Here is a 22,831-nt window from a genome sequence, read left to right on the forward strand (position 1 = left end):
CTCGCAATGACGGGCGGCTTCTTTCTTGCTTTAGTTTTCTTGCTATAGTTCGATTCAGCCCCAGCAACCCGGCGTCGAACAATGCAATCCATCCAATCTCCACCCTCCGTCGCCACCGAATCCTTCTCCGATGCTGGCCTCGCCGTCGCCCGCCTCGAAGAGATCTACGAGCGCAACACGAAGTTCCTGCGCGACCGGTTCGAAGCTTACGTCAACGGCGAGGCAATCACGACGCGGGTGCGGGCCTTCTATCCCTTCGTCCGTGTCACCACCGCAACGCATGCGCGGCTGGATTCGCGTCTTGCCTACGGCTTCGTCGCCCGGCCCGGTGTGCACGAGACCAGCGTCACGCGGCCGGATCTGTTCCGGACCTATCTCACAGAGCAGATCGGACTGTTGATCCAGAACCACGGCGTCCCGGTCGAAATCGGCGAGTCCGGCGAACCGATCCCCGTTCACTTCGCCTACCGCCGCGACATCAACATCGAAGCCGCCATCACCACCAGCGAAAATTCGCCGGTGACGCGGTCGCTGCGCGACGCGTTCGACGTGCCTGATCTGGCCACCATGGACGATGCCATCGCCGACGGCACTTTCGAGCTCCAGCCCGGCGCGCCCGAGCCGCTATCCCTGTTTCGGGCGGCTCGTGTCGACTACTCGCTGCGCCGGCTCTACCACTACACGGGCACGGATCCAGAGCATTTCCAGAACTTCGTGATCTTCACCAACTACCAGTTCTATGTCGACGCCTTCGCGCAGCTCTGCCAGCAGCGGCTTCAGGCTGGCGAGGCCGGCCTCGATGCCTTCGTCGCTCCAGGCAATGTGATCACGCGCAGCGGCGGCGCGTCGACGGGCGTTGCGCCCGCGCGCGCGCCGCAGATGCCGGCCTTCCATCTGGTCGCGCCCGGCTATCGCGGCATCACCCTGATCAATATCGGCACGGGTCCGTCGAACGCGCGCAACGTCACCGACCATGTTGCCGTGCTGCGGCCCCATGCCTGGCTAATGCTCGGCCATTGTGCGGGCCTGCGCAACACGCAGCGGCTCGGCGACTACGTGCTCGCCCATGGCTATGTGCGCGAGGACCATGTGCTCGATCGTGAATTACCGCTGTGGGTGCCGATCCCGGCGCTGGCGGAGATGCAGGTGGCGCTCGAGGAGGCGGTCGAGGACGTCACCGGGCTCGAAGGTTTCGAACTCAAGCGCCTGATGCGGACCGGCACCGTCGCGAGCGTCGACAACCGCAATTGGGAGATCAGCGGGCCCGATGTCATTCGCCGCTTGTCGCAATCGCGCGCGGTTGCGCTCGACATGGAATCGGCCGCGATTGCCGCCAACGGCTACCGCTTTCGCGTCCCCTACGGCACGCTGCTGTGCGTCTCCGACAAGCCTCTTCACGGCGAGATCAAGCTCGCAGGCATGGCCAGCGAATTCTACCGCCGCCGCGTCGGCCAGCATCTCGAGATCGGCTTGAAGGCGCTGGAACGGCTCAAGCAGCAGGAATCCGAGCGGCTGCATTCGCGAAAGCTCCGCAGTTTCGCCGAAGTCGCGTTCCAGTAGGCGATGGATTGCCTTTGCTGCTGACAAGCAGCGGGATTTTCGGCATTTTCGGCGCGGGGGTCGACCGGGACGAATTGATGCCACTCATGCGCGACAGGATCATTGGCCATGATCTCGAACGCCTCGCCTTTCGCTTCACCATGCTGAACGACGGCGAGGTCGTGCAGTGCCAGATCAGCGACGCCGCGATGGACGAGCTTGCGGGCATGCAGGGCACCGAAAGCAGCGCGCGGCAGGCCCAGTTCCTGTCGCTGCGCGAGACCATCGAGCGGCTGGCCTCAGACCTCTACGACGAGGCGCCGCGGGTCAGGGGACACGTGGTGCGGATCTTTACGCGACACTTGCTTTGAGCGATCGACGCCAAAGTCATAGCCGGGCGAATCAAACGGGGCCTAATCCCTGTGCGGCGACGCTGCTGCCGTACTGGGAGACTCGTGCAATTGGCTTTGTATAGACGCGACGAAGCCGGAGAAAAGGCGCTTCCACGTAAACGAAACTGATGATCCCGATCGGAATCATCAGGGTGAAGCAGGCGAATGACCACGCCAATGCGACGTAGAAGTTCGAAATGTCCATGACGTGGCGTTGAACGAACTCCGCTAGTTCGACAACGAAGAACGTATGCAGCAGGTAAATTGAATAGCTATACTCGCCAATCTTCGAGAACGCCCATGAAATGCCCGCGTTTCTCAGCCTGAAACTGGTGTCATAGTAGGCGACAAGCGACGAGTAAGCGACGGCTTCCGCGGTCGGGAGGATTATCCATAGCGGATTGCGCTCTGTTCCGTAGTAGCCGCCGGCAATGTCGAACATCCAGAACCCCACAGTGAACGCTGTGAGTATTCCGATTGCCGAAAGGTGTCTTCCGGTGAAAATGTGTCGATAGCTGAACGCGATGATGCCCAAAGCGAACTGATCTATGCGGCCAATGATCGTGTAGTACGCGTAATATTCTACTTCGCCGACCATTGCGAAGATGATGGAGCGTAGGGCAATTGCTGCTCCCACGAAGATGAGGGGTGTCCACTTATGGCGCCGGCTCGCGTAGATCAGAAAGGGCAGCGCGATATAGAAATGCATTTCGATGGTGATGGACCACGCGCCATTCGGCCAAGCTGGGACCACGAATCCCTGCGCTAGATTTGCGACGTATCCACCGAGCCCCTCGCCCTCCGCATGCCTGATGATCCCGACCAGGATGAGGACGAGGACCAGGAGCGGGGCGAGCCGGATCAAACGATTCCAGAAAAATGCAAGGTAGTTTATCGTTTTGCCATCAAGCAACTTCGCGAACAGATATCCGCTGAGCACCATGAAAAGCGCCACGCCGGTGTGACCTTCGTCAAACAGGGCCAGCGGAAACACAGCCGGGGCGCCCTCGAAGGTCTCGGGATAAGCACCAACGGCATGCGTGAAGTGCCAAGCGAAAACCATGAGCACCGCGACTGCCCGAACGTGGTCAAGCCCGATGAAGTGCAAACCGGCTGATGACTTCAATTGTATCCCTCAAGTCTCGAAAGACTTAGACCGTGCGAGGGCCAGATCGCGCCTTTGATAGAGATAGAATGAGCAAAGCAACGACTGGTTAAAACTCGGTTGCTCACGGAGAGGAGTTGTTCAGTTTTCAGCAATCGGTCGGCTATGCGATTGCACGCGGCGCCTCCTCCTATGGGCAATCCACGATCGAAACGCCGAAAGAGCTGCCATCTCAAAGCGTTCGAGCTGGCCTTTCAGCCGAAGAGCGTGTTTCTCGAGGAGGTGCCAGGAGGCGACAGCGACGCCAAAGGCAATCGGCAGGCTGATCAGGACGTTCAGATACCAGTACTGAAGCGACGGGCCCAGCGCTGCAACGCACTGCTGGATGACGAATCCATAGAGGTACATCCCGTAGGAATAGTCGCCGGACGACACGATCCAGATTCGCCGCGGGTTCGTGAGGCCCAGATAACACGCGATATAGGCGGCAGGCACGGCAAAAATCGCATCGCTGCGTCCGCCGGCCATGCCGATCATGCAAAGTACAAGCGCGAACAGGCCCGTCGCCCGGTTGAACGGTACCTTGTCGCGCCAGAGGTAGAAGCCAACGCCTAAGAGGAAGCAGAACACCAGAATGTGCGGGCGAAGGTGAATGAAAAGTTCGTCCGAATGGTAGATATCGTACCAGACGAGGCCGATCTGGGCGAACACCAGGAACCCAAGGTATAGTGCCCTGTTGAAGCAAATCGTGGTCGCGGCAAGAAGCGCCAGGATAGCGTAACACCACAGCTCATACGGCACCGTCCAGAGCTGAGCATTCACCAGATCAGGCACCGGATTGTAAAGAAATACACCCGGGAGTTCGAAGTGGACGTCGCCGAGCATGTTGAGAAAGTAGACATGGAATCTCGGGTCCGCGAAGTACTCGGTCAAAGGCATCGCGGTGAAGATCGGGCCGATGATGATGGCTGAAAGCGTCGTCTCAACCACGAGGGCGGGCGCGATGCGAAGCACGCGCAGGCCGACAAACGAAATCAGGCTCTTGCACCTCAACAAGCTGCCCGTCACCAAGAAGCCGCTCAAGGCGAAGAACAGCGCAAGAACCGTTGCGTTCACCATGCGAAAATGGCCTGCTACCTCCATTGCCCGATCAAGCCCAAGTGTGACGTTCGCGCTGTGCAGGCAGATGATCGCGGCCGCCAGCGCAATTCGCATGTAATCGAAACCTGCAGGCCGATTGCGCGAAAGAGCCAGCTGATCAGCCAGACTGAACATGCTTGTGCTCTTAGCGGAACGCCACAAAACCGCACGCCGAAGCGGCGATCAACCAGCAGCACGTCTCGATCCGCCGACGCGTGGCGTGCTCCCAGCGCACTTGAACCCGCGATCCGCACGCCTTTCGACGTCCCAATGCGGGGGCGCACCCCCATGCGGAGTAAGTCAACCCGCTAAACATTCCAGATTCCCAATTGCGACGGCAGACGTGCAACTTCGCGCTGCTTCTTGGGGTTCTAGCACGCGCGTCGTCCGGTTGTGTTTACAATGAGTACTATCGTTTGTGTGTTGGTGAAGAATTTGTTCCTAATGTTGACGGCGGCCTTCCAAATATGGAACCGACGGGCGGCCGGTTAAGCCGGAAAGAGAAGCTCCGGATCGCAAGACCCAGAAGATGCCATTGAGGACACGACGGTCATTCACCCGTGGCACGCCGCGCGACTTATCGGCAGCATCGGCTTAATGGCAGACCTCGTGCTCAATCTTTGGCGCGGACCCGGCTACCTGTTCGCCACGGGCCTCGTCACAGCTGCGGCGCGGCTGCTCCTGAAGCAGTCGCGTTGCGACTTGGCCGGGTCCGGACCAGTTGCCTCAATCCTGAGCGTTCCGCCTCATCCGGCCATCAGCTGTCAAACATGATCACGCTGCGCAGCGTCTTGCCGGCTTTCATGTTGGCAAAACCCTCGTTGATCTCGGAGAGCTTCAGCTTGGCCGAGATCCAGTCTTCCAGGTGCAGTCGGCCGCGCAGGTAGAAATCCACCAGCCGCGGCATGTCGACGCGAAAATGGTTCGAACCCATCGATGAGCCCTGGATCCTGCGCTCGCGCAGAAAGTCGAAGCCATGCAGCTCGATCTTCTGGCCGAACGGAATCATGCCGACGATGGTGGCCGTGCCGCCCGAGGCGAGCATGCCGAAGGCCTGCTCGGCGGTCTCCTTGCGGCCGAGCACCTCGAAGGAATGATGCACGCCGCCATTGGTGAGATCTCGCACCTGCTTCACGACGTCGCCGTCTGCCGGGTTGATGATGTCGGTGGCGCCCAGCTTGGTCGCGAGCTGAAGCTTGGCCGGATTGGTGTCGATGGCGATGATGCGGCCGGCGCCCGCGATCTGCGCGCCGTTGATCGCAGCCATGCCGACACCGCCGCAGCCGATCACGGCCACGGTCTCGCCGGCCGTCACCTTCGCCGTGTTCACGACCGCGCCGTAGCCGGTAATGACGCCGCAGCCGATCAGTGCCGCAAGATCGAGCGGCATTTCCTTGCGGATTTTGACGATCGCGTTCTCGTGCACCAGCATCTGCTCGGCGAAAGAAGAGAGATTGAGAAACTGATGCAGCTTCTCCGAGCGGGCCCATTGCATCCGATTAGAGGCGCCCGGCAGCAGTTTTACGGTGGTGTCGGTGCAGAGCACCGTGCGGCCTGTGGTGCAATTGTCGCAAGTGCCGCAGAACACGGACAGGCAAGTGACGACATGGTCGCCCGGTTTCACATAGGTGACGTCGGAGCCGACCTGTTCGACGATACCGGCGGACTCGTGCCCGAGTACCGCGGGCAGCGGATGCGGATAAAGGCCTTCCATGAAGTGCAGATCGGAGTGGCAGAGACCTGCGACCGAGGTCCGGATCAGGACCTCGCGCGGGCCGGGCTTCGGCAGGCTGACATCCTCGATGACCAGAGGCTTGTTGACTTCATGGAGGACGGCGGCCTTCATCGAGCACTCCCTATCGTTTTTTTTGCTTTGGACGTGGGTGCAGCCTACGCCGCCAGGACCAGTTCGCCAACCTCGCTCATATCAGCTGCGCGCTCGCCGAGCAGCAGCGTGGCGATCTTCTGCTGCACGGCATTTTCCGTCAGCCGGAACGGATCGCTCGGCAACACCCGGTGATCGATCACCAGCCGCGACAACAACAGCCTTCGCGCATCGCCGCGCATGTCGTGAATGCGATGGGCCTCCCAGGCGAGCGCCACGGCACTGGCGACATGATAGAGCAGGCTGGTGGCGCGGCGCGCATCGGCTTCGTTTTCGGATTTGGCCGCGACCTCGCGCGCAAAACCGACCGCGCGATCGGTGAGGGTGCGGAGCCGGTCGCACCAGGCCTGCGGCACCGAGCGGCTGTCATCGAGGCGGGCGTGCAGATCGGCGGCGAGCGCGGATTCGGCACCGTGGCGGCCGACCGCGCGCCGGAGCGCATCGATCGCGACGATGTTGCCGGTGCCTTCCCAGACCGAACCGAGATGCGCGTCGCGCAGCAGGCGGGCGGTCGCGAATTCCTCGATATAGCCGATGCCGCCGCGCATCTCGAGCGCGTCGCCACAGACCTTTCGCGCATCGCGCGTCGCGCGGAATTTCAAGGTCGGCGTCAGGATGCGCAGCAGTGCGGCTGCATCCTGGCTGCCGGCCTCGGCACGGTCGAGCGCGTCCGCAGTGAGAAAGCTCATCGACAACGCCTGCTCGACCGGCAGCATGATCTTCAGCATCTGGCGCCGGCCCAGCGGCAGGTCGATGATGCGGTTGCCGAACACCACGCGGTTTTTCGCCACCGTCATCGCGTCATGGTAGGCCCGCCGCATCAGCGCGGTGGATTTGACGCCATTTGAAAGCCGCGACGAGTTCACCATCTCGGCCATCTGCACGAAGCCGCGGTCGAGCTTGCCGACCGCGTAGGCGATCGCGCCTTCGAGCTTGATCTCACCCGAGGCCATCGAGCGCGTGCCGAGCTTGTCCTTCAGACGCACGATGCGGTAGTGGTTCTGCGAGCCATCGTCGAGGAAGCGCGGCATCAGGAACAGGCCGACGCCGCGCGTGCCGGGGCCGGCGCCTTCGGGGCGCGCCAGCAGCATCACGATCTTCGCGTCGGCGTTCGAGCAGAACCATTTTTCGCCGGTGAGGCGCCAATGGTCGCCTTCCTGCACCGCCGTCGTGGTCAGCGTCCCGACGTCGGAGCCGCCTTCCTTCTCGGTCATGAACTGGCCGCCCTGGGTCAGCGTGCTCATGTCGGTCTGGGTCAGGCCGTCGAGATATTTCGCCTTCAGCGCCTCGCTGCCGAAATTCGCGAGCAGCTTGGCGCAGCCATCGGTGACGTTGATCGGGCAGCCCATGCCGAATTCGGTCTGGTTGAACAGGAAGGTGAAGGCGTGCTTGGCGACGACGGGATATTTGTCCGGCCAACCCATGATGCCCTTGCGGATCGAAAGCGCATGGATGCCGAACTCGCCGAAGGCTGCCTTCTCCAGCTCGCGATAGGCCGGGTGGTATTCGATCCACTGCACGTCGCGACCGAACTTGTCGCGCTGGTGCAGCACCGGCGCGTGCCGGTCGGCGAGCCGCGCGCAATCGTCGAGATGTCCGCCGGCGAGTTCACCCAGCCGATCGAGATGCGGCTCGATGTGGCGGAATAGCGTGTCCGGCAGATGAATGCGCAGGAGATCGGTGAGGGCCTGATCGGCGCGGTAGAAATTCATGCCGGTGGTGTCGGGAGCCAGCAGCCCGGATGGTGCGGCCGCGACCTGTTTTGCCTGCGCGGGGGCCGGCTTGTGCATGATCGTCCTCTTCGTTTCCGCCTTGCGGCCATTTTGCGCTGATTTGGCGCTTGCCGCTTGGGATGATGTCGATCATGCTCCAGTCGCGAAAGCGGATAAAGCCGCAAATTGTCAGGGAGGCATGATCGCCGTGTGGGAGCAATTCGCCCTGCGGAATTGTGATCGGCTTGCCCAAAGCTCTGGCTGGTTGTCCGCGCGGACCGTGCATAGATCAGCGGCTTCCCGTCTTCGAGAGATCACGTCATGGAACACCCGAAATACAAGATCGCGCTCATCGTCGGTGCCGGCGAAGGCCTGAGCGCCTCGCTGGCGCGGCTGTTGTCCGCCCAGGGCATCCGCGTCGCACTGGCCGCGCGAAAAATTGAGAAGCTCGGCGCGCTCTGCAGCGCAACCGGCGCCAAGGCCTATGCCTGCAACGCCACCGAGCCTGATGAGGTCGAACGCCTGTTCGGCCTCGTCGAACGCGAGATCGGCACGCCCGATTTGGTCGTCTACAACGCCAGCGGCCGGGCGCGCGGGCCGTTCGTCGATCTCGTTCCGGCCGACGTGGCGAACGCCATTGCGGTCAGTGCCTATGGCGGCTTCCTGGTGGCGCAGCAGGCGGCCAGGCGCATGCTGCCGAACCAGCACGGTGCGATCCTGTTCACCGGCGCCTCGGCCAGCGTCAAGGGCTATGCGCAGTCCGCACCGTTCGCGATGGGCAAGTTCGCACTGCGCGGGCTCGCGCAGAGCATGGCGCGCGAATTGTCGCCGCAAGGCATCCATGTCGCGCATTTCGTGATCGATGGCGGCATCAGGAGCGCAGCGCGCACCGAAGCGCCGGAGAAGCCGGATTCGATGCTCGATCCCGATGCCATCGCGGAGAGCTACTGGAATTTGTTGCAGCAGCCGCGTAGCGCCTGGAGCTGGGAGCTGGAGCTGCGGCCCTGGGTGGAGAAGTTTTGAAGGCGATAAATTCACAGCGACCGTCATTGCGAGCGAAGCGAAGCAATCCAGAAATGCCTCCACTGAAAAAAGGCTGGATTGCTTCGTCGCTTCGCTCCTCGCAATGACGAAAGAGAGGGAGCGGCATGACCACGGAAACCACCATCGATACCGGCACCAATGAACTCCTCTGTGTGATCCGCGATCGCGTCGCCGTCATCACGCTGAACCGGCCGGAGGCGCGCAACTCGCTGTCGGACGCGCTGACCCCGGCGCTGCGCACGATGATCCGCTCCTGCGGCGAGAACCCCGATGTCGGCGCGCTGCTGATCACCGGCGCGGGCGAAGCGTTCTGCGCCGGCGGCAACGTCAAGGGCATGGGCGCGCATCGCGACCCGAAGAAGCTGGAAATGTCCTTTGACGACAAGGTCGCCGATCTCCAGGAGCGCCAGCGACTGCTCACCGGCGCGCTGGTGTCGGTGCGCAAGCCGACCATCGCGGCGCTGCCGGGGCCGGCGGTCGGCGCGGGGCTCGCCATCGCTATGGCCTGCGACATCCGCATTGCCGCGCAATCGGCCTTCGTGGCCACCGGCTATGCGCGCATTGCGCTCAGCGGCGATTATGGCATCGCGTGGCTGTTGACGCGCCTCGTCGGCACTGCGCGGGCGCGCGAGCTGCTGTTCACCGGCGATCGGGTCGATGCCGCCAGGTGCGAGGCCATCGGCCTCGTCAACCGCGTGGTGCCCGACGACAAATTGCAGGCGGAGGCCTTTGCATTGGCAAAATCCCTCGCTGGAGGTCCGCGCCTCGCGCTGCGCTACATGAAGGACAATCTCGACGAGGCCCTACTGTTCGACTTCGAGACCGCGCGCGACCATGAAGCCGAGCGTCTGGTCCGCCTGACCACGACCGCTGACCACAAGGAGGCGGTGCAGGCCTTCATCGAGAAGCGCAAGGCGGTGTTCGCAGGGAAGTAGGGGCGAAAAAAATGCCCGGCTCTGGTTGTCGCCAGGCCGGGCACGAGTGGTGTCAGGCCGAGGCTGAGGGGCTATCGGCCTGACGGGAAAGAGCGACGAGACGCCAGCTCGCACAGGGAATGTCTTTCGGTGCGACGGAGAGCTCCTTGTCGAAGCGCACCAGCTTCCAGTCGTCAGGATGTTTGACGAAGGCGAAGTCCGATTTACGTGCGAGCGAGATCATGGCCGCGTTGGAGCGCAGCGTGTCGCCGAAGATGTGGTCGGCGCCGAGCGCCGCCGCGCGGCATTCAAGATTCTTCATCAGCACGGTGGCGATGCCGTGGCCCTGCCAGCGGTCGGCGACCGACAGGCCGAATTCAAGCGTCGCGGTTTCGGCATGCAGCGCGTAGCGGGCTTCGGCGACGATGGTCTCGAAGCCGTCGACCATCATGGTCGCGGCCACGGTGAAACGTTCGCGCTCGCCGATTTGAAGGAATTCGTGCAGCAGGCCCTGCGGCAGTTCGCTGATCGCGCCGAAGAAGCGGTTGTAGCGGGACCGCGTCGAGAGCGAGCGAAAATAGTGCTGGAGCTCCTCGGTGTCGCGCGGCTCGACGAAGCGAACGCGCAGCGCCTCGCCGTGTCGCGTGCGCAGCGTGTCCGAATATTGCTTCAGATCTTCCGGGCGAAGGATGCTCATGACACGCGCCCCCAAGGGGACCAAAGGGAAAAAGGACCGCCGGCGCCCCCACAGTCAGGCGGCGCCGGCCTGGCGGCCAATCAGGCCCGCCAGAAGGGTTTGTCGGCCTCATAGGCCACATCGCTCCAGGACAGCCCGACGTCCTGGAGGTCACGCGCCGACCAGTTGGTGAGCTCCCGCCGGGTCCGGTAGCGCTCGTGCCAGACATGGAGGGTCTCGCCGATCTGATGGATCAGGCCCGGCGCATGATGATTTGTCATCGAATTCTGGGTCAAAGTAGACATTGTCAGCTCCTGGAGCTAAGTTGACCGCTAATATCTGCTTGCGGGTGCACTGCGACAAACGACAATTTGTACTCTTTCGCATGAAATAACGTCATGTATCCTGCTGCCAAATGACTGCCAGATTGCCCTCCCTGAACGGATTGCGGGCCTTTGAGGCTGCCGCGCGCCATCTCAGCTTCACGCTGGCGGCGTCCGAGCTGAACGTGACCCAGACCGCGATCAGCCATCAGATCCGCAGGCTCGAGGAGGAGCTCGGCATCCGCCTGTTCGTCCGGCAGAACCGCGCGCTGACGCTGACGCCGGAGGCGCGCGACTATCTGCCGGGCGTCCGCGCCGCCTTCAATGACCTTCGGTTGGCCACCGATCGGCTGCTGCGCAAGGACGACGACAAGGTGCTGACGGTCTCGACGCTGGCCTCGCTCGCTGCAAAATGGCTGCTGCCGCGGCTGACCGATTTCCAGGAGCACCATCCCGGCATCGACGTTCGCATCACCACATCGACCAGCCTCGTCGACTTCCAGCGCGACAATGTCGATGCCGCGATCCGTTACGGGCGCGGCCAGTGGGCGGGCTTGCGCGCCGACTGGCTGATGGCGGACGAGCTGTTTCCGGTGTGCAGCCCGTCTCTCTTGCGCGGTGACAAGCCGTTGCGCTGTCCCGAGGACCTCAAGAGCCACATGCTGCTGCACACCTCCAATGCCAACAGCGACGACTGGCGGCTGTGGTTGACGGCGGCGGGTCAGCCGGCCGACATCGCCAGGCAGCCCGGCATCACCTTCGACATGATCTTCATGACCATCCAGGCCGCGATCGACGGCATCGGCGTCGCGATGGGGCGGACCTCCTACGTCCAGGACGACATCGCCAAGGGGCGACTAGTGGTCCCCTTCAAGATCGCGCTGCCGGCCGATGCCGGCTTCTACCTGGTCGCGCCGGAGGGCCGCCGCGAGGCGCCCAAGCTCGCCGCATTCCGCGACTGGATGATCGCTGCAACGCAGAATAAAGCTTGAGATCGTCCGCGCCATCTGCTTCGCTACAGGTCCACCACGACGTAATCGCTCTCGACTTTCACCGGTATCGTCTCAGCGACGTACGGCCCCTTCACCACGCTCGCACCCGGCTCGACATGAGCCGGGTAGGCCTTCACGCGGAAGCGGCGGGGGTCGCAGTAGGACTGGCCGGTGCGGATGTCGAACTCCCAGCCATGCCAGGGGCAGCGAATGATCTCGCCGAGCTTGGTGTATTCAATCTCGCCCGGATCCGTCGATTGCGCGAGCCCGATCAGCGGTCCCTCGCACAGCGCCGCGCCCTGATGCGGGCAGCGGTTCATCAGGCCGAAATACTCACCCTTGATGTTGAAGACCGCGATCGGCCGTCCGTCGATCTCCAGAAATTTTCGCGTGCCGGGCGGAAGCTCATCGACCGCGGCAATCACATGCCGCGCCATCAACCGATCCCATACAGCTTCTTCGCATTGCCGAGATAGAAGGCCTCGCGGTTGTCGTCGCTGACGCCCGCGGGCAGCACGCGCGACGGCTCGTCGTAATCCCAGTGCGGATAGTCGGTGGCGAACAGCAGCCGGTCCCAGCCGATCCACTTGATGACGTCGAACAGGTCCTCGCGCCGCTCCGGATCTTCCATCGGCTGCGTCGTCCACCACACCTGCTCGCGGATATATTCCGACGGCGGCCGTTTGACATGCGGCACCTCGCTGCGCAGCCGTTGCCAGACCTTATCGAGCCGCCACGCCAGCGACGGCGCCCAGCCGAAGCCGGCCTCGATCATCACCATCTTCAATTTCGGGAAGCGCTCGAACACGCCCTCCAGCACGAGGCTTGCGAGCGCCGATTGCTGGCACTGCGAGTGGCCGACCATTTCCTCGATGTAATAGGAAGGCCAGCCCGACGGCGTGATCGGGTTGCCGCCGAAGCCGAACGCGTGGACGCCGACGGGAAGGCCGGCCTCTTCGGCGGCCTGGTAGATCGGCCAGTAGCGGCGCTGGCCGAGCGGCTCGACGTTGCGGCTGAGCAGCAGCACCTGCACGAAATTCTTGTCGCCGGCGCGCTCGCGGATTTCGGCTGCGGCCGACAGCCCGTCCTCATTGCCGACGACGATGGAGGCCTTCAGCCGCTTGTCCTTGCTGGTCCATTTGTCGATCTGCCAGTCGTTGATCGCCGAGCACAAAGCGGCCGAGAGCTCGTGATTGCGGATGCCCTGGCCAGTGTTGAGCGGATTGAGCACGCCGAGCTGCACGTTGTTGGGGTCGAGCAGCTGCTTCTGCATGAAGGACAGCGAGGAGCCCTGCGGCCCGCCTTCCGGCGGATAGGCGTCGCGGCGCGAGGCGTTGGGCTGGGCCTTCGGATAGGGCGGACCTTCCATCATGCCCTGATAGGCATGGACGCCGTAGACTTCGAGATGATGCTGCCAGCGCTTGGCCAGATAGGGATAGAGCTCGGCGCGGCTCGCGCGTGCCGGATGGATGTCGCAGTCCGCGATCGCGGGTTTGACGGCCAGAGGGGAAGCGGCTTCGGAGCTTTCGCGGAACTGAATATTCATCGCCTTGCCTCCTTTGGCAGCGGCTAAGTCAGGCGGGGATAGGTCGCATGCGGATTATCGATCATGATCTTGCGCACGAGATCGGGGGTGAGACCTGCGGGCAGCGCCTCCTGGCCGTCGAACTGCCAGTGCGGATAGTCGGTGGAGAATACGACCAATTCGTCCGACTGCATATGATCAAACAGGCGAATTAATGTCGCCTCATCCGGCGGCGCATCGAATGGCTGTAACGAGAAGCGGATGTTGCTGCGCACAATCTCCAGCGGCGCGCGATCGACCCACGGCGTCTCCATCCGCACCCCACGCCAGAACTTGTGCAGGCGCCACAGAAAGGGGGAGATCCAGGACACCCCGGATTCCAGCATCACCATCTTCAGTCGGGGATATTTGGCGAACACGCCCTCGACGATCAGGCTGGTGAGCTGGGTCTGGAACGCCTGAGCCTGACCGGCATAGTCCTCGATGTGGTAGGAACCCCAGCCCACGGCGGTCGGCGGATTGTGATAGGCGGAACCGGCATGAATGCCGATCGGCAGGTCCAGCCGTTCCGCCGCCTCGTAGATCGGCCATAGCGCGCGCTTGCCGAGCGGCGTGTCGCCCATCACCAGCATCAGCACCTGCACGAAGCGGCGATCCGTCGCACAGCGCTCGATCTCCGCGACGGCCTTCTCGACGCTTTGGGTGGGGATCACGATCGAGCCGCGCAGACGCGGGTCGCGATCGAGCCATTCCTTCGCGAGCCACTCGTTCAGTGCGCGGCAGAAGGCGGCCTGCAGATCCTCGGAAAACACCATCTGCACGCCGTAGAGCGGATTGCAGATGGCATGCGAGAGCTGAAAGGGATCGAGCACATGGCGCTGCATGTCCGCCAGGCTTTCGCCCGGCTTGCCGCTTTCGGGGCGCCAGTCGGGCCGCGCCGTGATCGGCGAGTTTTGCGGGTAGGATTGCGAGATGAGATCGACCATGCCGCGCGTCTTCACCTGATCGCGCCAATAGTCGTTCAGGTACGGCAGCAGGCTGGTCAGATGCGGCACGGCCGGATGCACATCGCAATCCACTCCGCCGGCGATCAGGGACGCCATGACGTGTCCTTCACGTTTCCTCGTCGCGTCTTCTCGCGGGCGGCGCTTGGCCGCTCCGCCTCTTGACTGCCATTCAAGCAGGCCTGCCCGTCGTCCGCAACTCGGCCAACGGCGCTGCCATATGCTAGGAAGGCACAGCTCGGTTGCGAGGATCAGAGGTACAGGACATGAAAGAGCTCGTCGGCATTGCGGAACAGGTCGCAGCGAAACTGATCGCGCGCAAACAGACCATTGCCGTGGCGGAATCCTCGACCGGCGGCCTGATCTCGGCCAGCCTGCTCGCGGTATCAGGCGCATCCGCCTATTTCCTCGGCGGGGCCGTGGTCTACACCCGCGATGCCAGGCGCGTGCTGATGGATATTTCGGACGAAGGAATGAAGGGCTTTCGTTCCTCGTCGGAGCCCTACGCGCAACTGCTGGCCGAGCAGATGCGCAGCCGCTTCAATTGCGATTGGGGCCTGTCCGAGACCGGCGCGGCCGGTCCCACCGGCAATCGCTACGGCGATGCGGCGGGCCACAGCTGCATGGCGGTCGCCGGGCCCGCAGTCGAGGTGATGACGCTGGAGACGGGCAGCAACGACCGCTTCGCCAATATGCAGATCTTCGCGGCGACAGCGCTGAAATTGCTGTTGAAGAATTTGGAGCGCTGACCTCGCGGCGCCGTCATTGCCAACCAATCAATCGTCGAACATCGTCGGCGGCACGAACCCACCGAACTCGCGTTCGATCAGCTCGGCGAGCTTCAGCGGCGTGCGGTCCTCGAGGGAGGGCCCGATGATTTGCACGCCGACCGGCAGGCCGTCCTTCGACAGACCGAGCGGAACAGCCGTTGCCGGCAGGCCCGTCAGAGTGGCGATGCCGGGCCAGGCAAGCTGGTCCGGATAGGCGTGGTCCTTGCCATCGATATTGATCCGGCGCTTTTCCTGCTCCGGCGAATGATCATGCGGATAGGCCGGGGTCGGCATGATCGGGCAGATCACCGCATCGAATGTCCTGAACAATTGCCGCCATTGCGCGCGTAGGCCGGCGCGAGCGCCTTCGTCGAACACCCAGGCCTGATGCGTGCTGGTCATGCCGCGCAGCCGTTCGGCAGCAAGGCTCTTGTCGTCGGGTGAGAGCTGCGCTGCACCGGCACGCGCGCCGGCGAGAATATCCGGCGGAAGGAAGGCGCCGAGGAAGCTCATCAGCATACGCATATAGAGGCGAGAAGCGTCCGTGAAGTCCGGAAACAGCGGGCTTTCGCGCGCGACGCGCGCGCCCGCGCCCGTCAATTGCCCCGCCAGTTTTTCGATCGCACCGCGGATGTCGGCGTTCGCAGGCAGCAGCGGATGGCTGTCGATCACCAGCACGCGAAAATCCTTCAGCGTGCGGCGTCGCGCCTCCGGCAGCGCGAGTTTGTATCCGACGCCCAGGTCCAGCGGATCGGGGCCTGCCATCACATCCAGGAGCAGGGGCAGGTCGACTGCGCTCCGTGCCATCGGACCGATCACCGCCATATCGCGCTCCATCGGGATGGCTGGAAATGGCGGCGGCGTGTGGCCGCGCGTTGGACAGAGATTGTAGGTCGGCTTGTGCGCATAGACCCCGCAATGGAAGGCGGGCACGCGCAGCGAGCCGCCGATGTCGGACCCGAGCGAGAGTGGTCCATAGCCCGTCGCGAGCGCCGCAGACGAGCCGCCCGACGAGCCACCCGGCGTGCGGCCGAGATCGAATGGATTGTTGGTCGTGCCGTAGATCTCGTTGTAGCTCTGCCAATCCGCCAACCCCACGGGCACGTTGGTCTTGCCGAGGATGACGCCGCCGGCCTCCTTCACCCGGGCGATCGACAGCGCGTCCTCCGCCGGCTTGAAATCTTTCTGCGGCGTCCAGCCCCAGGTCGTCGGCAGGCCGGCGATGTTGAAGGATTCCTTGATCGTCATCGGCAGGCCGAGCAGCGGCTTGCGCTCGCCGCGGGCCAATGCGGCGTCCGCCTCGCGCGCGGCGTCCAGCGCACGGTCGAAATCCCGCACGCAGATCGCGTTGACCTTGCCGTCGTGCCGTTCGATGCGGTCGATCGCATCCTGCGTGAGCTCGACCGACGAGACCTTCTTCGAAGTCAGTGCGGCCGACAGCGCGACCGCGCTCTTGAAGCTCCATTCGGATTTGGCCATGGCGCATCTCCTGTTCTTATTGTCGAACGATGATGCGCAGTTTGGCCCAGCACCGCAACCGCCGTTTGATCGCGATTGACATCTGAGCAAGACGGAACGCGATGAGCCAAGCAACCACTCGCAGTCATCGCCCGGCTTGACCGGGCGATCCACTATTCCACCGGCGCCGATCGGACACCGAGAGGTCGCGGCGTAGTGGATGCCCCGGTCAAGCCGGGGCATGACAACGTCCTACGCCGCGCCGATCAAGATCCCCACCGCCAGCACGATGGCGCCGCCGAGCACGATCTGGAACACGGCCTGCAGGAACGGCGTGTCCATGTAGCGCGCGCGGATGAAAGCGATCGCCCACAATTCGAAGAACACGACAATTCCGGCGATTCCGGTCGCGATCCAGAATGCGTTGGACCAGCTGTCGGGCACGAGATAGGGCAGGGTGTGTCCAAGCCCGCCAAGCGTCGTCATCAAGCCGCAGGTGAGACCGCGCAGCCAGGGCGAACCGCGCCCGGTCAGCGAACCATCGTCGGACAGCGCTTCCGCAAAACCCATGCTGATGCCGGCACCGATCGAGGCGGCGAGGCCGACCAGAAAGGTTTGCCAGTTCTGATGCGTGGCGAACGCAGCCGCAAACAGCGGCGCCAGCGTCGAAACCGAGCCGTCCATCAGGCCGGCGAGACCTGGCTGCACATATTGCAGCACGAACATGCGCCGGTTGGTGCGGTCTTCCTCGGCGCGCACGTCTGAACTCAGGATCTGGTCCGTCAGCTTGGCCGCCACCTCTTCGTGGCCTTTCTCGGCTTCGGCGAGATCGCCGAGCAGGCGGCGCACGCCGACATCCTGCGCCTGTTCGGCGGCCTTCACGTAAAAGCGCTCGGCCTGCAATTCCATTGTCTCGACTTCCCTGCGGACGGTGTCGAGCGGCAGGTTTTTGGTGAGCCAGACTGGACGGCGGCGCAGGAAACCCTTGACGTCCTCGCGGCGGATCGGGGGCAAATGCGGACCGAAACGCTGCTCGTACATTTCCAGCAGCATGTGACGATGGCCGCGCTCTTCCTCGGCCATCTGCTCGAAGATCTTGGCGGAGTCCGGATAGCGCTCCTTCAAGTCTTCGGCGAAGCTCATGTAGATGCGGCTGTCCTCCTCCTCGGAGGAGATTGCGACTGCAAGCACCTCGCGTTCGGTGAGATCGGCAAAATTCTTCACGGCGGCCCTGTTTCGTTAGTTTAGAACAATTCTAAACTATATAGGGCGCTTGGGTTCCCGGGTCAAACCACGCCGCGGCTCTTCGCCAGGAAATCGAGCAGCAGACGGCTCACCTCGGCCGGCTGCTCCTGCTGTACCCAGTGACCGGCGCCATCGACGAGGTGGCAGCCGAGCAGCTGCGTGCAGGTCCGCGCCTGCATGGCCTCGAGCACGCCGGGACGCTGGTAGGTGCCCCAATCCTGCTTGCCTGAGATGAAGCAGGAGGGCACGTCGATGGTGCGGCCGGCCAGCAATTGGAGCTGGCTGTTGAAGGCACCCGATGTGCCGCAGCGATACCATTGCAGGCCACCCTGGAATCCGGTTCGGCCATATTCGGCGCTGTAGTAGGCGAGCTCGCGGTCGGGCAGCCATTGATTGGCGGCGATCGCGGCCGGCGAGGGCATCTCCTTTGCGACCGTCTCGGCCATGGTCTCGTTCAGGTCCATCACATAATAGGTCGGCAGCTTCGCAAGCTCGTTCGCCGACCAGGACTTCAGCGGATACGGCTTGTTGTCGGTCCAGTCCGCGCTCTTGTGATGATAGTAGGCGCGCAGGAAATCATGCACGCCCCGCGGCGCACGGTGGATGTCGGCGTTGGCCGGGCGTGTCGCATAGTACCATTGATAATGCTTGCGCGGACGCGGCAAGGCGGCGAGCTCGCGATGCACGGGGTCTTCGGCCGGTGGCTTTGCCGGCGCGTCGACCGTGTTGAACGGCAGCGGCGGCGCCCCGCCGAACGGCGCGCTCATCATCGCCACCGAACGAAACACGTCGGGTCGCATCAGCGCGCACCAGGCCGCGACAGGGCTGCCGAAATCATGTCCGACCACATCGACCTGCCTGTAGCCGAACGCCGACACCAGCCCGAGCGCATCCCGCACCAGGTTGAAGAGCGAAAACGGCGCGAGGTCGCCGTCGTACTCCGCGCTCCATCCCGTCGTCCGGCCATAGCCGCGCTGGTCCGGCGCGATCACGTGATAGCCGGCCGCGCTCAGCGCCGGCATCACCTTGCGCCAGGAGAAGGCGAGCTCGGGAAAGCCGTGCAGCAGCAGGATGCAGGGTCGCCCCTTGGTCTCGAAGCCGGCCTCCAGCACGTGCATGCGCAGGCCGTTGATATCGTCGACATAGCGTGAGCGGATGCCGGCGGGCAGCGGGATGTCGGGGAGGTCGGTCATTGCTTTCTCCACACGGGTGGAATCGTAGGGTGGGCAAAGGCGCGCTTCGCGCGCCGTGCCCACCATCATTCTATCACGCGTTTGGCATGGTGGGCACGCTTCGCTTTGCCCACCCTACGGTATCTCGGCTAGATCACACCGCCGCACAGACGAAGCCGCTGCCCTTGCGCCGGATCTTTCCCACCGACGGCGAGGGGAAATGCGCGGTGCAGCACAGCGTGTCGGTGTCGCAATAGCGTTCCAGGAAGCTGCGGCGCGTCGTTGCCGCCCTGGCTTGATCGAGGTCGAACTTGACCGACAGCTCCGGATAGAGCGTCTGCAACGGCGAGTGCATGAGGTCGCCGGAGAACACGGCGTCGTCCTTGCCGTGGCCCATCGTGATGGCGATATGGCCCGGCGTGTGGCCCGGCGTCGGCAGAATACGAACGTGGTCGCCGATCTGGTGATCGTTGCCGACGAGCTCGTGGCGTTTGGCCTCGACCACCGGCAGCACGCTGTCGGCGAAGGGCGGCACCTCCGCCTTCGCGTTCTGCTCGCTCCAGTGATCGAACTCCTGCTTGGCGAAGACGTAGCGCGCTTTCGGGAAGGTCGGCACCCAGCGGCCGTTCTCCAGCCGCGTGTTCCAGCCGACGTGATCGACGTGCAGATGCGTGCACATCACGAAGTCGATGTCGCCGACCGAGAAGCCTGCGGTCGCGAGCCCGCGCAGATAGGTGTCGTCGGTCTTCATGTTCCATTTCGGCCGCTGCGGCCGCGGCTTGTCGTTGCCGATGCAGCTGTCGACCAGAATAGTGTGGTGCGGTGTCTTGATCACATAGGACTGGAAGCACAGCATCAACGTGTCGCTGTCATCCAGGGCTTTCGCCTCCCTCATCCACGCCCGGTTCTCGGCCAGCAGCTCCGGCGTCAGTCCCGGCAGCATCTCCAGCGCCGGCACGAACGAGGTTTCCTGCTCGACGATGCGATGGATGGTGAGATCGCCGACCGCGTATTTCAGGCTCATGCTCGCTTCCTTGCACTCAGCGTGCGTCACGCACGGACGGAATGACGATGTTGGAGAGGACGTCGATCGCGGCCAGCCCTTCCTTCGGCTGGCCGTATTGGGCAGCGGTGGTCATCATGACAAGATCAAGCTCGGGCACGATGAATAGGCGCTGGCCGCCCCAGCCAAAGGCGCCAATCCATTTGATTTCCCTCCCGCTGGCCAGCGAGCGGCCCATCCACCATTGATAGCCATAGAACAGCGTGCCGCCGAAAAAGCCGATCGCCTGGAAGCGCGGTGCGATCGATTGTGCAATCCAATCGGCGGAGACGATTTGCTGGCCGTTCCACCGGCCGCGATCGAGCACGAGCTGGCCGAGCTTGGCGGCATCTCGCGGACGCAAGCGCAGGCCGGCGGCCGCCGCGATCTTGCCGTTCTTCGGGTAGGCCTTCCACTCGAAATCGGTGATTCCGATCGGCTGGAACAGCACCTCGCGCGCAAACGCCTCCAGCGGCTTGCCCGAGACGCGTTCGAGGATGTTGCCGAGCAGTTCAGTCCCGCCGCCATTATAGGTCCAGAGCACATCCGGCGGCGCTGCGACCGGCCTTGCGAGCACATAGCCGATCGGATCGACCTCAAAGCCGAGATGCGGCTCGTCGTTGTTCGGATCGGTCCAGCCCCGCGCCTCGTCCCATTTCATTCCCGAGGACATCGTCAGCAGATGGCGCAGCGTGATGACCTCCCAGCCCGTCTGCTTCACCGCCCGATGGTCGGGAAAGAATTTCAGCACAGGCTCGTCGACGCCTTCGATCAGCTGGCGATCGATCGCGATGCCGACGAGCAGCGAAACGACGCTCTTCGATGCCGAGCGCATGTCGTGCCTCGTCGTCGCGGTGAATTCGCGCTGGCCTTCCGGTTGTCCCCAGGGTTGGTCGTAGCCGGCGAAGTATTGCTCGAAGACGAGCTTGCCGTGGCGCGCGACGACAACCGAATGGACCGAAGTCGCGCGTTGCCCGAGTCGTGCAGCGATGCCGCAGAGTTGCGCGCCGTCCATGCCGACGCTGTCGGGCGACGCAGTCGTCCAGCCGTCGTCGGCTGACGATGGCGGTTCGCAGGCGAGGGTTCGCTGTCCAGGCACCATGCCGTCGGCTTGCACGGAAGTGGTTGAGACGGTCAACGCGAGCATGAGGCTCGCGCCGAGAATGCAGAGGCGGGGGAAGCGATCGCGCATCATCCTTCTCCCCGCCGTCGCGATACTACGCCGCTGGCGGCACCGAGATTTTCACCGAGGGCCGTTCCAGCATCCTCTGGTGGAAGGCGTCGAGCTTCGGATAGGCTTTGCGCCAGCCGCAATCGGCGAAGCGGAAGTCGGCATAGCCGAGCACGCAGACGAGGCCGATCTGCGAGATGTCGAACGGGCCGTTCAGCACTTCGGGCATATTCTCGAAGCGCGCCATGCCGGTCCAGGCCCGATTCCAATGGTCGTCCGACCACGCCTGCCATTGCAGGCCCTGCGGCCGCACCATCTTCTCGTAGCGGCACAGCAGCATGGAATCGAGCATGCCGTTGATCAGGGCATGATTGGTCTTGGCCTTCCAGCGCCGCGGACCGTAGTCCGGGATCAGGCTGCCGCCGGCCATCTCGTTGAGATATTCGACGATGACGTAGGAGTCCAAAATAACATCGCCATCATTGGTGATCAGCACCGGCAGCTTTTTCAGCGGCGTGATCTTCGAATAGTCCTCGTTGGCCGTGCCCGGCGCGACGGCTGCCGGCGTGAACTCGATCTTGTCGATCAGCCCGAGCTCGATCGCGGCGATGCGCACCTTGCGGGCGAAGGGCGAGGCGGGGGAGAAGGTGAGCTTCATGGCGAGTATCCAAAAAATGAAAGTTTTGCTTCGTCATTGCGAGGAGCGAAGCGACGAAGCAATCCAGGCTGTCTCCGCCGGACGATCTCTGGATTGCTTCGCTTCGCTCGCAATGACGATGTGGCAGTAGTGAGGGCGGCGGCTTACGCCGCGACGATCTCCTGGCGCTGCTCGCCGAGGCCCTCGATGCCGAGCGTGATGACGTCGCCGACATTGAGGAAGGTCGGCGGCTTCATGCCGAGGCCGACGCCGGGCGGGGTGCCCGTCGTGATGATGTCGCCCGGCAGCAGCGTCATGAACTGCGAGACATAGGAGATGCACTTGGCCATCGAGAAGATCATGGTCTTGGTCGAGCCGGTCTGGCGGCGCTGGCCGTTGACGTCGAGCCACATCGGCAGGTTCTGCACGTCCTTGATCTCGTCCTTGGTGGCGAGCCAGGGACCGAGCGGGCCGAACGTGTCGTGCGACTTGCCCTTGGTCCATTGACCCAGGCGCTCGATCTGGAAGGCGCGCTCGGAGACGTCGTTGCAGACGCAGTAGCCGGCGACGTGGTTGAGGGCGTCGGCTTCCGAGACGTATTTTGCGCGCGTGCCGATGATCGCGGCGATCTCGACTTCCCAGTCGAGCTTGGTCGAGCCGCGCGGCTTCTCGACGGCGTCGTTCGGGCCGGACAGCGAGGTGTTGGCCTTCATGAAAATGATCGGCTCGCTCGGGATCTCCGCGCCGGTCTCCTTGGCGTGGTCGCTGTAGTTGAGGCCGATCGCCACGAATTTCGACATGCCGGTGACGGGGGCGCCGAACCGCGGCTTGCCGGAGACGGCGGGCAGCGAGGCCGGATCGAGCGCCGCCAGCTTCTTCAGGCTCTCGGGCGAATAAGCCTCGCCGGTCAGGTCCTTCAGATGCGCTGACAGGTCCCGCAACTGGCCGGATTTGTCGATCAGGCCGGGCTTTTCCGCACCCTTCTCGCCATAACGAACAAGCTTCATTCTCGTTTCTCCCTGGACTGGACCGATCGGTTGAACAGCTTCATGGAACAGGGCGGCGGGAAATTCAACCGCTCAGAG

At 63.4% G+C, this 22,831-nt stretch carries 22 protein-coding genes and 1 pseudogene; 6 read left to right on the top strand and 17 right to left on the bottom strand.

The window, feature by feature from the left end:
- The first annotated feature begins 81 nt into the window (after positions 1-81).
- Both AC0L20_RS17620 and AC0L20_RS17625 read left to right on the top strand, forming a co-directional pair.
- Positions 82-1,560: an AMP nucleosidase gene (locus AC0L20_RS17620; RefSeq protein ID WP_473290141.1), complete on the top strand. Its 1,479-nt coding sequence runs from the start codon at positions 82-84 to the stop codon at positions 1,558-1,560.
- 77 nt (positions 1,561-1,637) lie between these two features.
- Positions 1,638-1,910, top strand: a complete 273-nt coding sequence (locus AC0L20_RS17625; protein ID WP_456766416.1) for a DUF1488 family protein — start codon at positions 1,638-1,640, stop codon at positions 1,908-1,910.
- A 31-nt stretch (positions 1,911-1,941) separates the two neighbouring features.
- Here AC0L20_RS17625 and AC0L20_RS17630 read toward each other — a convergent pair whose 3' ends face one another.
- From AC0L20_RS17630 to AC0L20_RS17650, 5 genes and pseudogenes are all read right to left on the bottom strand, one after another.
- Positions 1,942-3,057 (bottom strand): acyltransferase family protein, encoded by a 1,116-nt coding sequence (locus tag AC0L20_RS17630; protein WP_473290144.1) that lies wholly within the window; start codon positions 3,055-3,057, stop codon positions 1,942-1,944.
- A gap of 120 nt (positions 3,058-3,177) precedes the next feature.
- The gene (locus AC0L20_RS17635) at positions 3,178-4,311 is read right to left on the bottom strand and encodes an acyltransferase family protein (RefSeq protein WP_473290147.1); all 1,134 of its coding nucleotides are present in this window, start codon (positions 4,309-4,311) and stop codon (positions 3,178-3,180) included.
- 369 nt (positions 4,312-4,680) lie between these two features.
- Positions 4,681-4,766 (bottom strand): annotated as a pseudogene (locus AC0L20_RS17640) (IS5/IS1182 family transposase); the annotation flags it as partial.
- Between the two features lie 167 nt (positions 4,767-4,933).
- Entirely contained in the window at positions 4,934-6,022 is a 1,089-nt protein-coding gene (locus tag AC0L20_RS17645) for a Zn-dependent alcohol dehydrogenase (RefSeq protein ID WP_219682968.1), read from the bottom strand.
- A gap of 44 nt (positions 6,023-6,066) precedes the next feature.
- Complete coding sequence (locus AC0L20_RS17650; protein ID WP_473290150.1) at positions 6,067-7,851, bottom strand: acyl-CoA dehydrogenase family protein; 1,785 nt, start codon at positions 7,849-7,851, stop codon at positions 6,067-6,069.
- Between the two features lie 243 nt (positions 7,852-8,094).
- Here AC0L20_RS17650 and AC0L20_RS17655 point away from each other — a divergent pair, with 243 nt between their 5' ends.
- Both AC0L20_RS17655 and AC0L20_RS17660 read left to right on the top strand, forming a co-directional pair.
- On the top strand, positions 8,095-8,796 hold the full coding sequence (locus AC0L20_RS17655; protein WP_473290153.1) for an SDR family NAD(P)-dependent oxidoreductase: 702 nt from the start codon (positions 8,095-8,097) through the stop codon (positions 8,794-8,796).
- 125 nt (positions 8,797-8,921) lie between these two features.
- Positions 8,922-9,752 carry an enoyl-CoA hydratase gene (locus AC0L20_RS17660; protein WP_473290155.1) on the top strand — a complete coding sequence of 277 codons (831 nt, stop codon included), beginning with the start codon at positions 8,922-8,924 and terminating at the stop codon, positions 9,750-9,752.
- Positions 9,753-9,804: 52 nt separating this feature from the next.
- Here the strand turns inward: AC0L20_RS17660 and AC0L20_RS17665 are convergent, their stop codons facing one another.
- Both AC0L20_RS17665 and AC0L20_RS17670 read right to left on the bottom strand, forming a co-directional pair.
- Positions 9,805-10,428, bottom strand: coding sequence for a GNAT family N-acetyltransferase (locus AC0L20_RS17665; protein ID WP_473290157.1), 624 nt, complete (start codon positions 10,426-10,428; stop codon positions 9,805-9,807).
- Positions 10,429-10,508: 80 nt separating this feature from the next.
- Positions 10,509-10,712, bottom strand: a complete 204-nt coding sequence (locus tag AC0L20_RS17670; protein ID WP_007599575.1) for a DUF1127 domain-containing protein — start codon at positions 10,710-10,712, stop codon at positions 10,509-10,511.
- Positions 10,713-10,822: 110 nt separating this feature from the next.
- On the opposite strand from AC0L20_RS17670, the gene AC0L20_RS17675 reads away from it, so the two are divergent.
- Positions 10,823-11,722: a transcriptional regulator GcvA gene (locus AC0L20_RS17675; protein ID WP_027515345.1), complete on the top strand. Its 900-nt coding sequence runs from the start codon at positions 10,823-10,825 to the stop codon at positions 11,720-11,722.
- Between the two features lie 23 nt (positions 11,723-11,745).
- Here AC0L20_RS17675 and AC0L20_RS17680 read toward each other — a convergent pair whose 3' ends face one another.
- The 3 genes from AC0L20_RS17680 to AC0L20_RS17690 are packed head-to-tail and all read right to left on the bottom strand — an operon-like array spanning position 11,746 to position 14,350.
- Entirely contained in the window at positions 11,746-12,159 is a 414-nt protein-coding gene (locus AC0L20_RS17680; RefSeq protein ID WP_473290160.1) for a Rieske (2Fe-2S) protein, read from the bottom strand.
- Positions 12,159-13,268 carry an amidohydrolase family protein gene (locus AC0L20_RS17685; RefSeq protein ID WP_473290164.1) on the bottom strand — a complete coding sequence of 370 codons (1,110 nt, stop codon included), beginning with the start codon at positions 13,266-13,268 and terminating at the stop codon, positions 12,159-12,161. Before AC0L20_RS17685 ends, AC0L20_RS17680 begins: the two co-directional genes overlap by 1 nt.
- 23 nt (positions 13,269-13,291) lie before the next feature.
- Positions 13,292-14,350, bottom strand: coding sequence for an amidohydrolase family protein (locus AC0L20_RS17690; protein WP_473290168.1), 1,059 nt, complete (start codon positions 14,348-14,350; stop codon positions 13,292-13,294).
- A 167-nt stretch (positions 14,351-14,517) separates the two neighbouring features.
- Here AC0L20_RS17690 and AC0L20_RS17695 point away from each other — a divergent pair, with 167 nt between their 5' ends.
- Positions 14,518-15,000 carry a CinA family protein gene (locus AC0L20_RS17695; RefSeq protein WP_473290170.1) on the top strand — a complete coding sequence of 161 codons (483 nt, stop codon included), beginning with the start codon at positions 14,518-14,520 and terminating at the stop codon, positions 14,998-15,000.
- A 27-nt stretch (positions 15,001-15,027) separates the two neighbouring features.
- On the opposite strand, the gene AC0L20_RS17700 is transcribed toward AC0L20_RS17695, so the two are convergent.
- From AC0L20_RS17700 to AC0L20_RS17730, 7 genes are all read right to left on the bottom strand, one after another.
- Complete coding sequence (locus tag AC0L20_RS17700; protein ID WP_473290172.1) at positions 15,028-16,500, bottom strand: amidase; 1,473 nt, start codon at positions 16,498-16,500, stop codon at positions 15,028-15,030.
- A 231-nt stretch (positions 16,501-16,731) separates the two neighbouring features.
- Positions 16,732-17,703 carry an iron exporter MbfA gene (gene mbfA, locus AC0L20_RS17705; RefSeq protein WP_473290175.1) on the bottom strand — a complete coding sequence of 324 codons (972 nt, stop codon included), beginning with the start codon at positions 17,701-17,703 and terminating at the stop codon, positions 16,732-16,734.
- A gap of 62 nt (positions 17,704-17,765) precedes the next feature.
- Positions 17,766-18,917: an alpha/beta hydrolase gene (locus AC0L20_RS17710; protein ID WP_473290177.1), complete on the bottom strand. Its 1,152-nt coding sequence runs from the start codon at positions 18,915-18,917 to the stop codon at positions 17,766-17,768.
- A gap of 133 nt (positions 18,918-19,050) precedes the next feature.
- On the bottom strand, positions 19,051-19,920 hold the full coding sequence (locus AC0L20_RS17715; protein WP_473290179.1) for an MBL fold metallo-hydrolase: 870 nt from the start codon (positions 19,918-19,920) through the stop codon (positions 19,051-19,053).
- A gap of 16 nt (positions 19,921-19,936) precedes the next feature.
- Positions 19,937-21,130, bottom strand: coding sequence for a serine hydrolase domain-containing protein (locus AC0L20_RS17720; protein WP_473290183.1), 1,194 nt, complete (start codon positions 21,128-21,130; stop codon positions 19,937-19,939).
- Between the two features lie 25 nt (positions 21,131-21,155).
- Positions 21,156-21,767 (bottom strand): glutathione S-transferase family protein, encoded by a 612-nt coding sequence (locus AC0L20_RS17725; protein WP_473290185.1) that lies wholly within the window; start codon positions 21,765-21,767, stop codon positions 21,156-21,158.
- Between the two features lie 143 nt (positions 21,768-21,910).
- A complete protein-coding gene (locus tag AC0L20_RS17730; protein WP_473290188.1) occupies positions 21,911-22,753 on the bottom strand; it encodes a fumarylacetoacetate hydrolase family protein in 843 nt (280 codons plus the stop codon).
- Positions 22,754-22,831 lie beyond the last annotated feature (78 nt).

Source organism: Bradyrhizobium sp. Kon58 (assembly GCF_055807455.1).

What these genes read in the sequence shown, in the direction of transcription:
- AC0L20_RS17625 (WP_456766416.1), top strand. Translation starts at nt 1,638, where the DNA reads ATGCCACTCATGCGCGACAGGATCATTGGCCATGATCTCGAACGCCTC.
- AC0L20_RS17730 (WP_473290188.1), bottom strand. Translation starts at nt 22,753, where the DNA reads ATGAAGCTTGTTCGTTATGGCGAGAAGGGTGCGGAAAAGCCCGGCCTG.
- AC0L20_RS17665 (WP_473290157.1), bottom strand. Translation starts at nt 10,428, where the DNA reads ATGAGCATCCTTCGCCCGGAAGATCTGAAGCAATATTCGGACACGCTG.
- AC0L20_RS17715 (WP_473290179.1), bottom strand. Translation starts at nt 19,920, where the DNA reads ATGAGCCTGAAATACGCGGTCGGCGATCTCACCATCCATCGCATCGTC.
- AC0L20_RS17685 (WP_473290164.1), bottom strand. Translation starts at nt 13,268, where the DNA reads ATGAATATTCAGTTCCGCGAAAGCTCCGAAGCCGCTTCCCCTCTGGCC.
- AC0L20_RS17695 (WP_473290170.1), top strand. Translation starts at nt 14,518, where the DNA reads ATGAAAGAGCTCGTCGGCATTGCGGAACAGGTCGCAGCGAAACTGATC.
- AC0L20_RS17725 (WP_473290185.1), bottom strand. Translation starts at nt 21,767, where the DNA reads ATGAAGCTCACCTTCTCCCCCGCCTCGCCCTTCGCCCGCAAGGTGCGC.
- AC0L20_RS17660 (WP_473290155.1), top strand. Translation starts at nt 8,922, where the DNA reads ATGACCACGGAAACCACCATCGATACCGGCACCAATGAACTCCTCTGT.
- AC0L20_RS17645 (WP_219682968.1), bottom strand. Translation starts at nt 6,022, where the DNA reads ATGAAGGCCGCCGTCCTCCATGAAGTCAACAAGCCTCTGGTCATCGAG.
- AC0L20_RS17670 (WP_007599575.1), bottom strand. Translation starts at nt 10,712, where the DNA reads ATGTCTACTTTGACCCAGAATTCGATGACAAATCATCATGCGCCGGGC.
- AC0L20_RS17650 (WP_473290150.1), bottom strand. Translation starts at nt 7,851, where the DNA reads ATGCACAAGCCGGCCCCCGCGCAGGCAAAACAGGTCGCGGCCGCACCA.
- AC0L20_RS17720 (WP_473290183.1), bottom strand. Translation starts at nt 21,130, where the DNA reads ATGCGCGATCGCTTCCCCCGCCTCTGCATTCTCGGCGCGAGCCTCATG.
- AC0L20_RS17680 (WP_473290160.1), bottom strand. Translation starts at nt 12,159, where the DNA reads ATGGCGCGGCATGTGATTGCCGCGGTCGATGAGCTTCCGCCCGGCACG.
- AC0L20_RS17690 (WP_473290168.1), bottom strand. Translation starts at nt 14,350, where the DNA reads ATGGCGTCCCTGATCGCCGGCGGAGTGGATTGCGATGTGCATCCGGCC.
- AC0L20_RS17700 (WP_473290172.1), bottom strand. Translation starts at nt 16,500, where the DNA reads ATGGCCAAATCCGAATGGAGCTTCAAGAGCGCGGTCGCGCTGTCGGCC.
- AC0L20_RS17620 (WP_473290141.1), top strand. Translation starts at nt 82, where the DNA reads ATGCAATCCATCCAATCTCCACCCTCCGTCGCCACCGAATCCTTCTCC.
- AC0L20_RS17635 (WP_473290147.1), bottom strand. Translation starts at nt 4,311, where the DNA reads ATGTTCAGTCTGGCTGATCAGCTGGCTCTTTCGCGCAATCGGCCTGCA.
- AC0L20_RS17710 (WP_473290177.1), bottom strand. Translation starts at nt 18,917, where the DNA reads ATGACCGACCTCCCCGACATCCCGCTGCCCGCCGGCATCCGCTCACGC.
- AC0L20_RS17655 (WP_473290153.1), top strand. Translation starts at nt 8,095, where the DNA reads ATGGAACACCCGAAATACAAGATCGCGCTCATCGTCGGTGCCGGCGAA.
- AC0L20_RS17675 (WP_027515345.1), top strand. Translation starts at nt 10,823, where the DNA reads ATGACTGCCAGATTGCCCTCCCTGAACGGATTGCGGGCCTTTGAGGCT.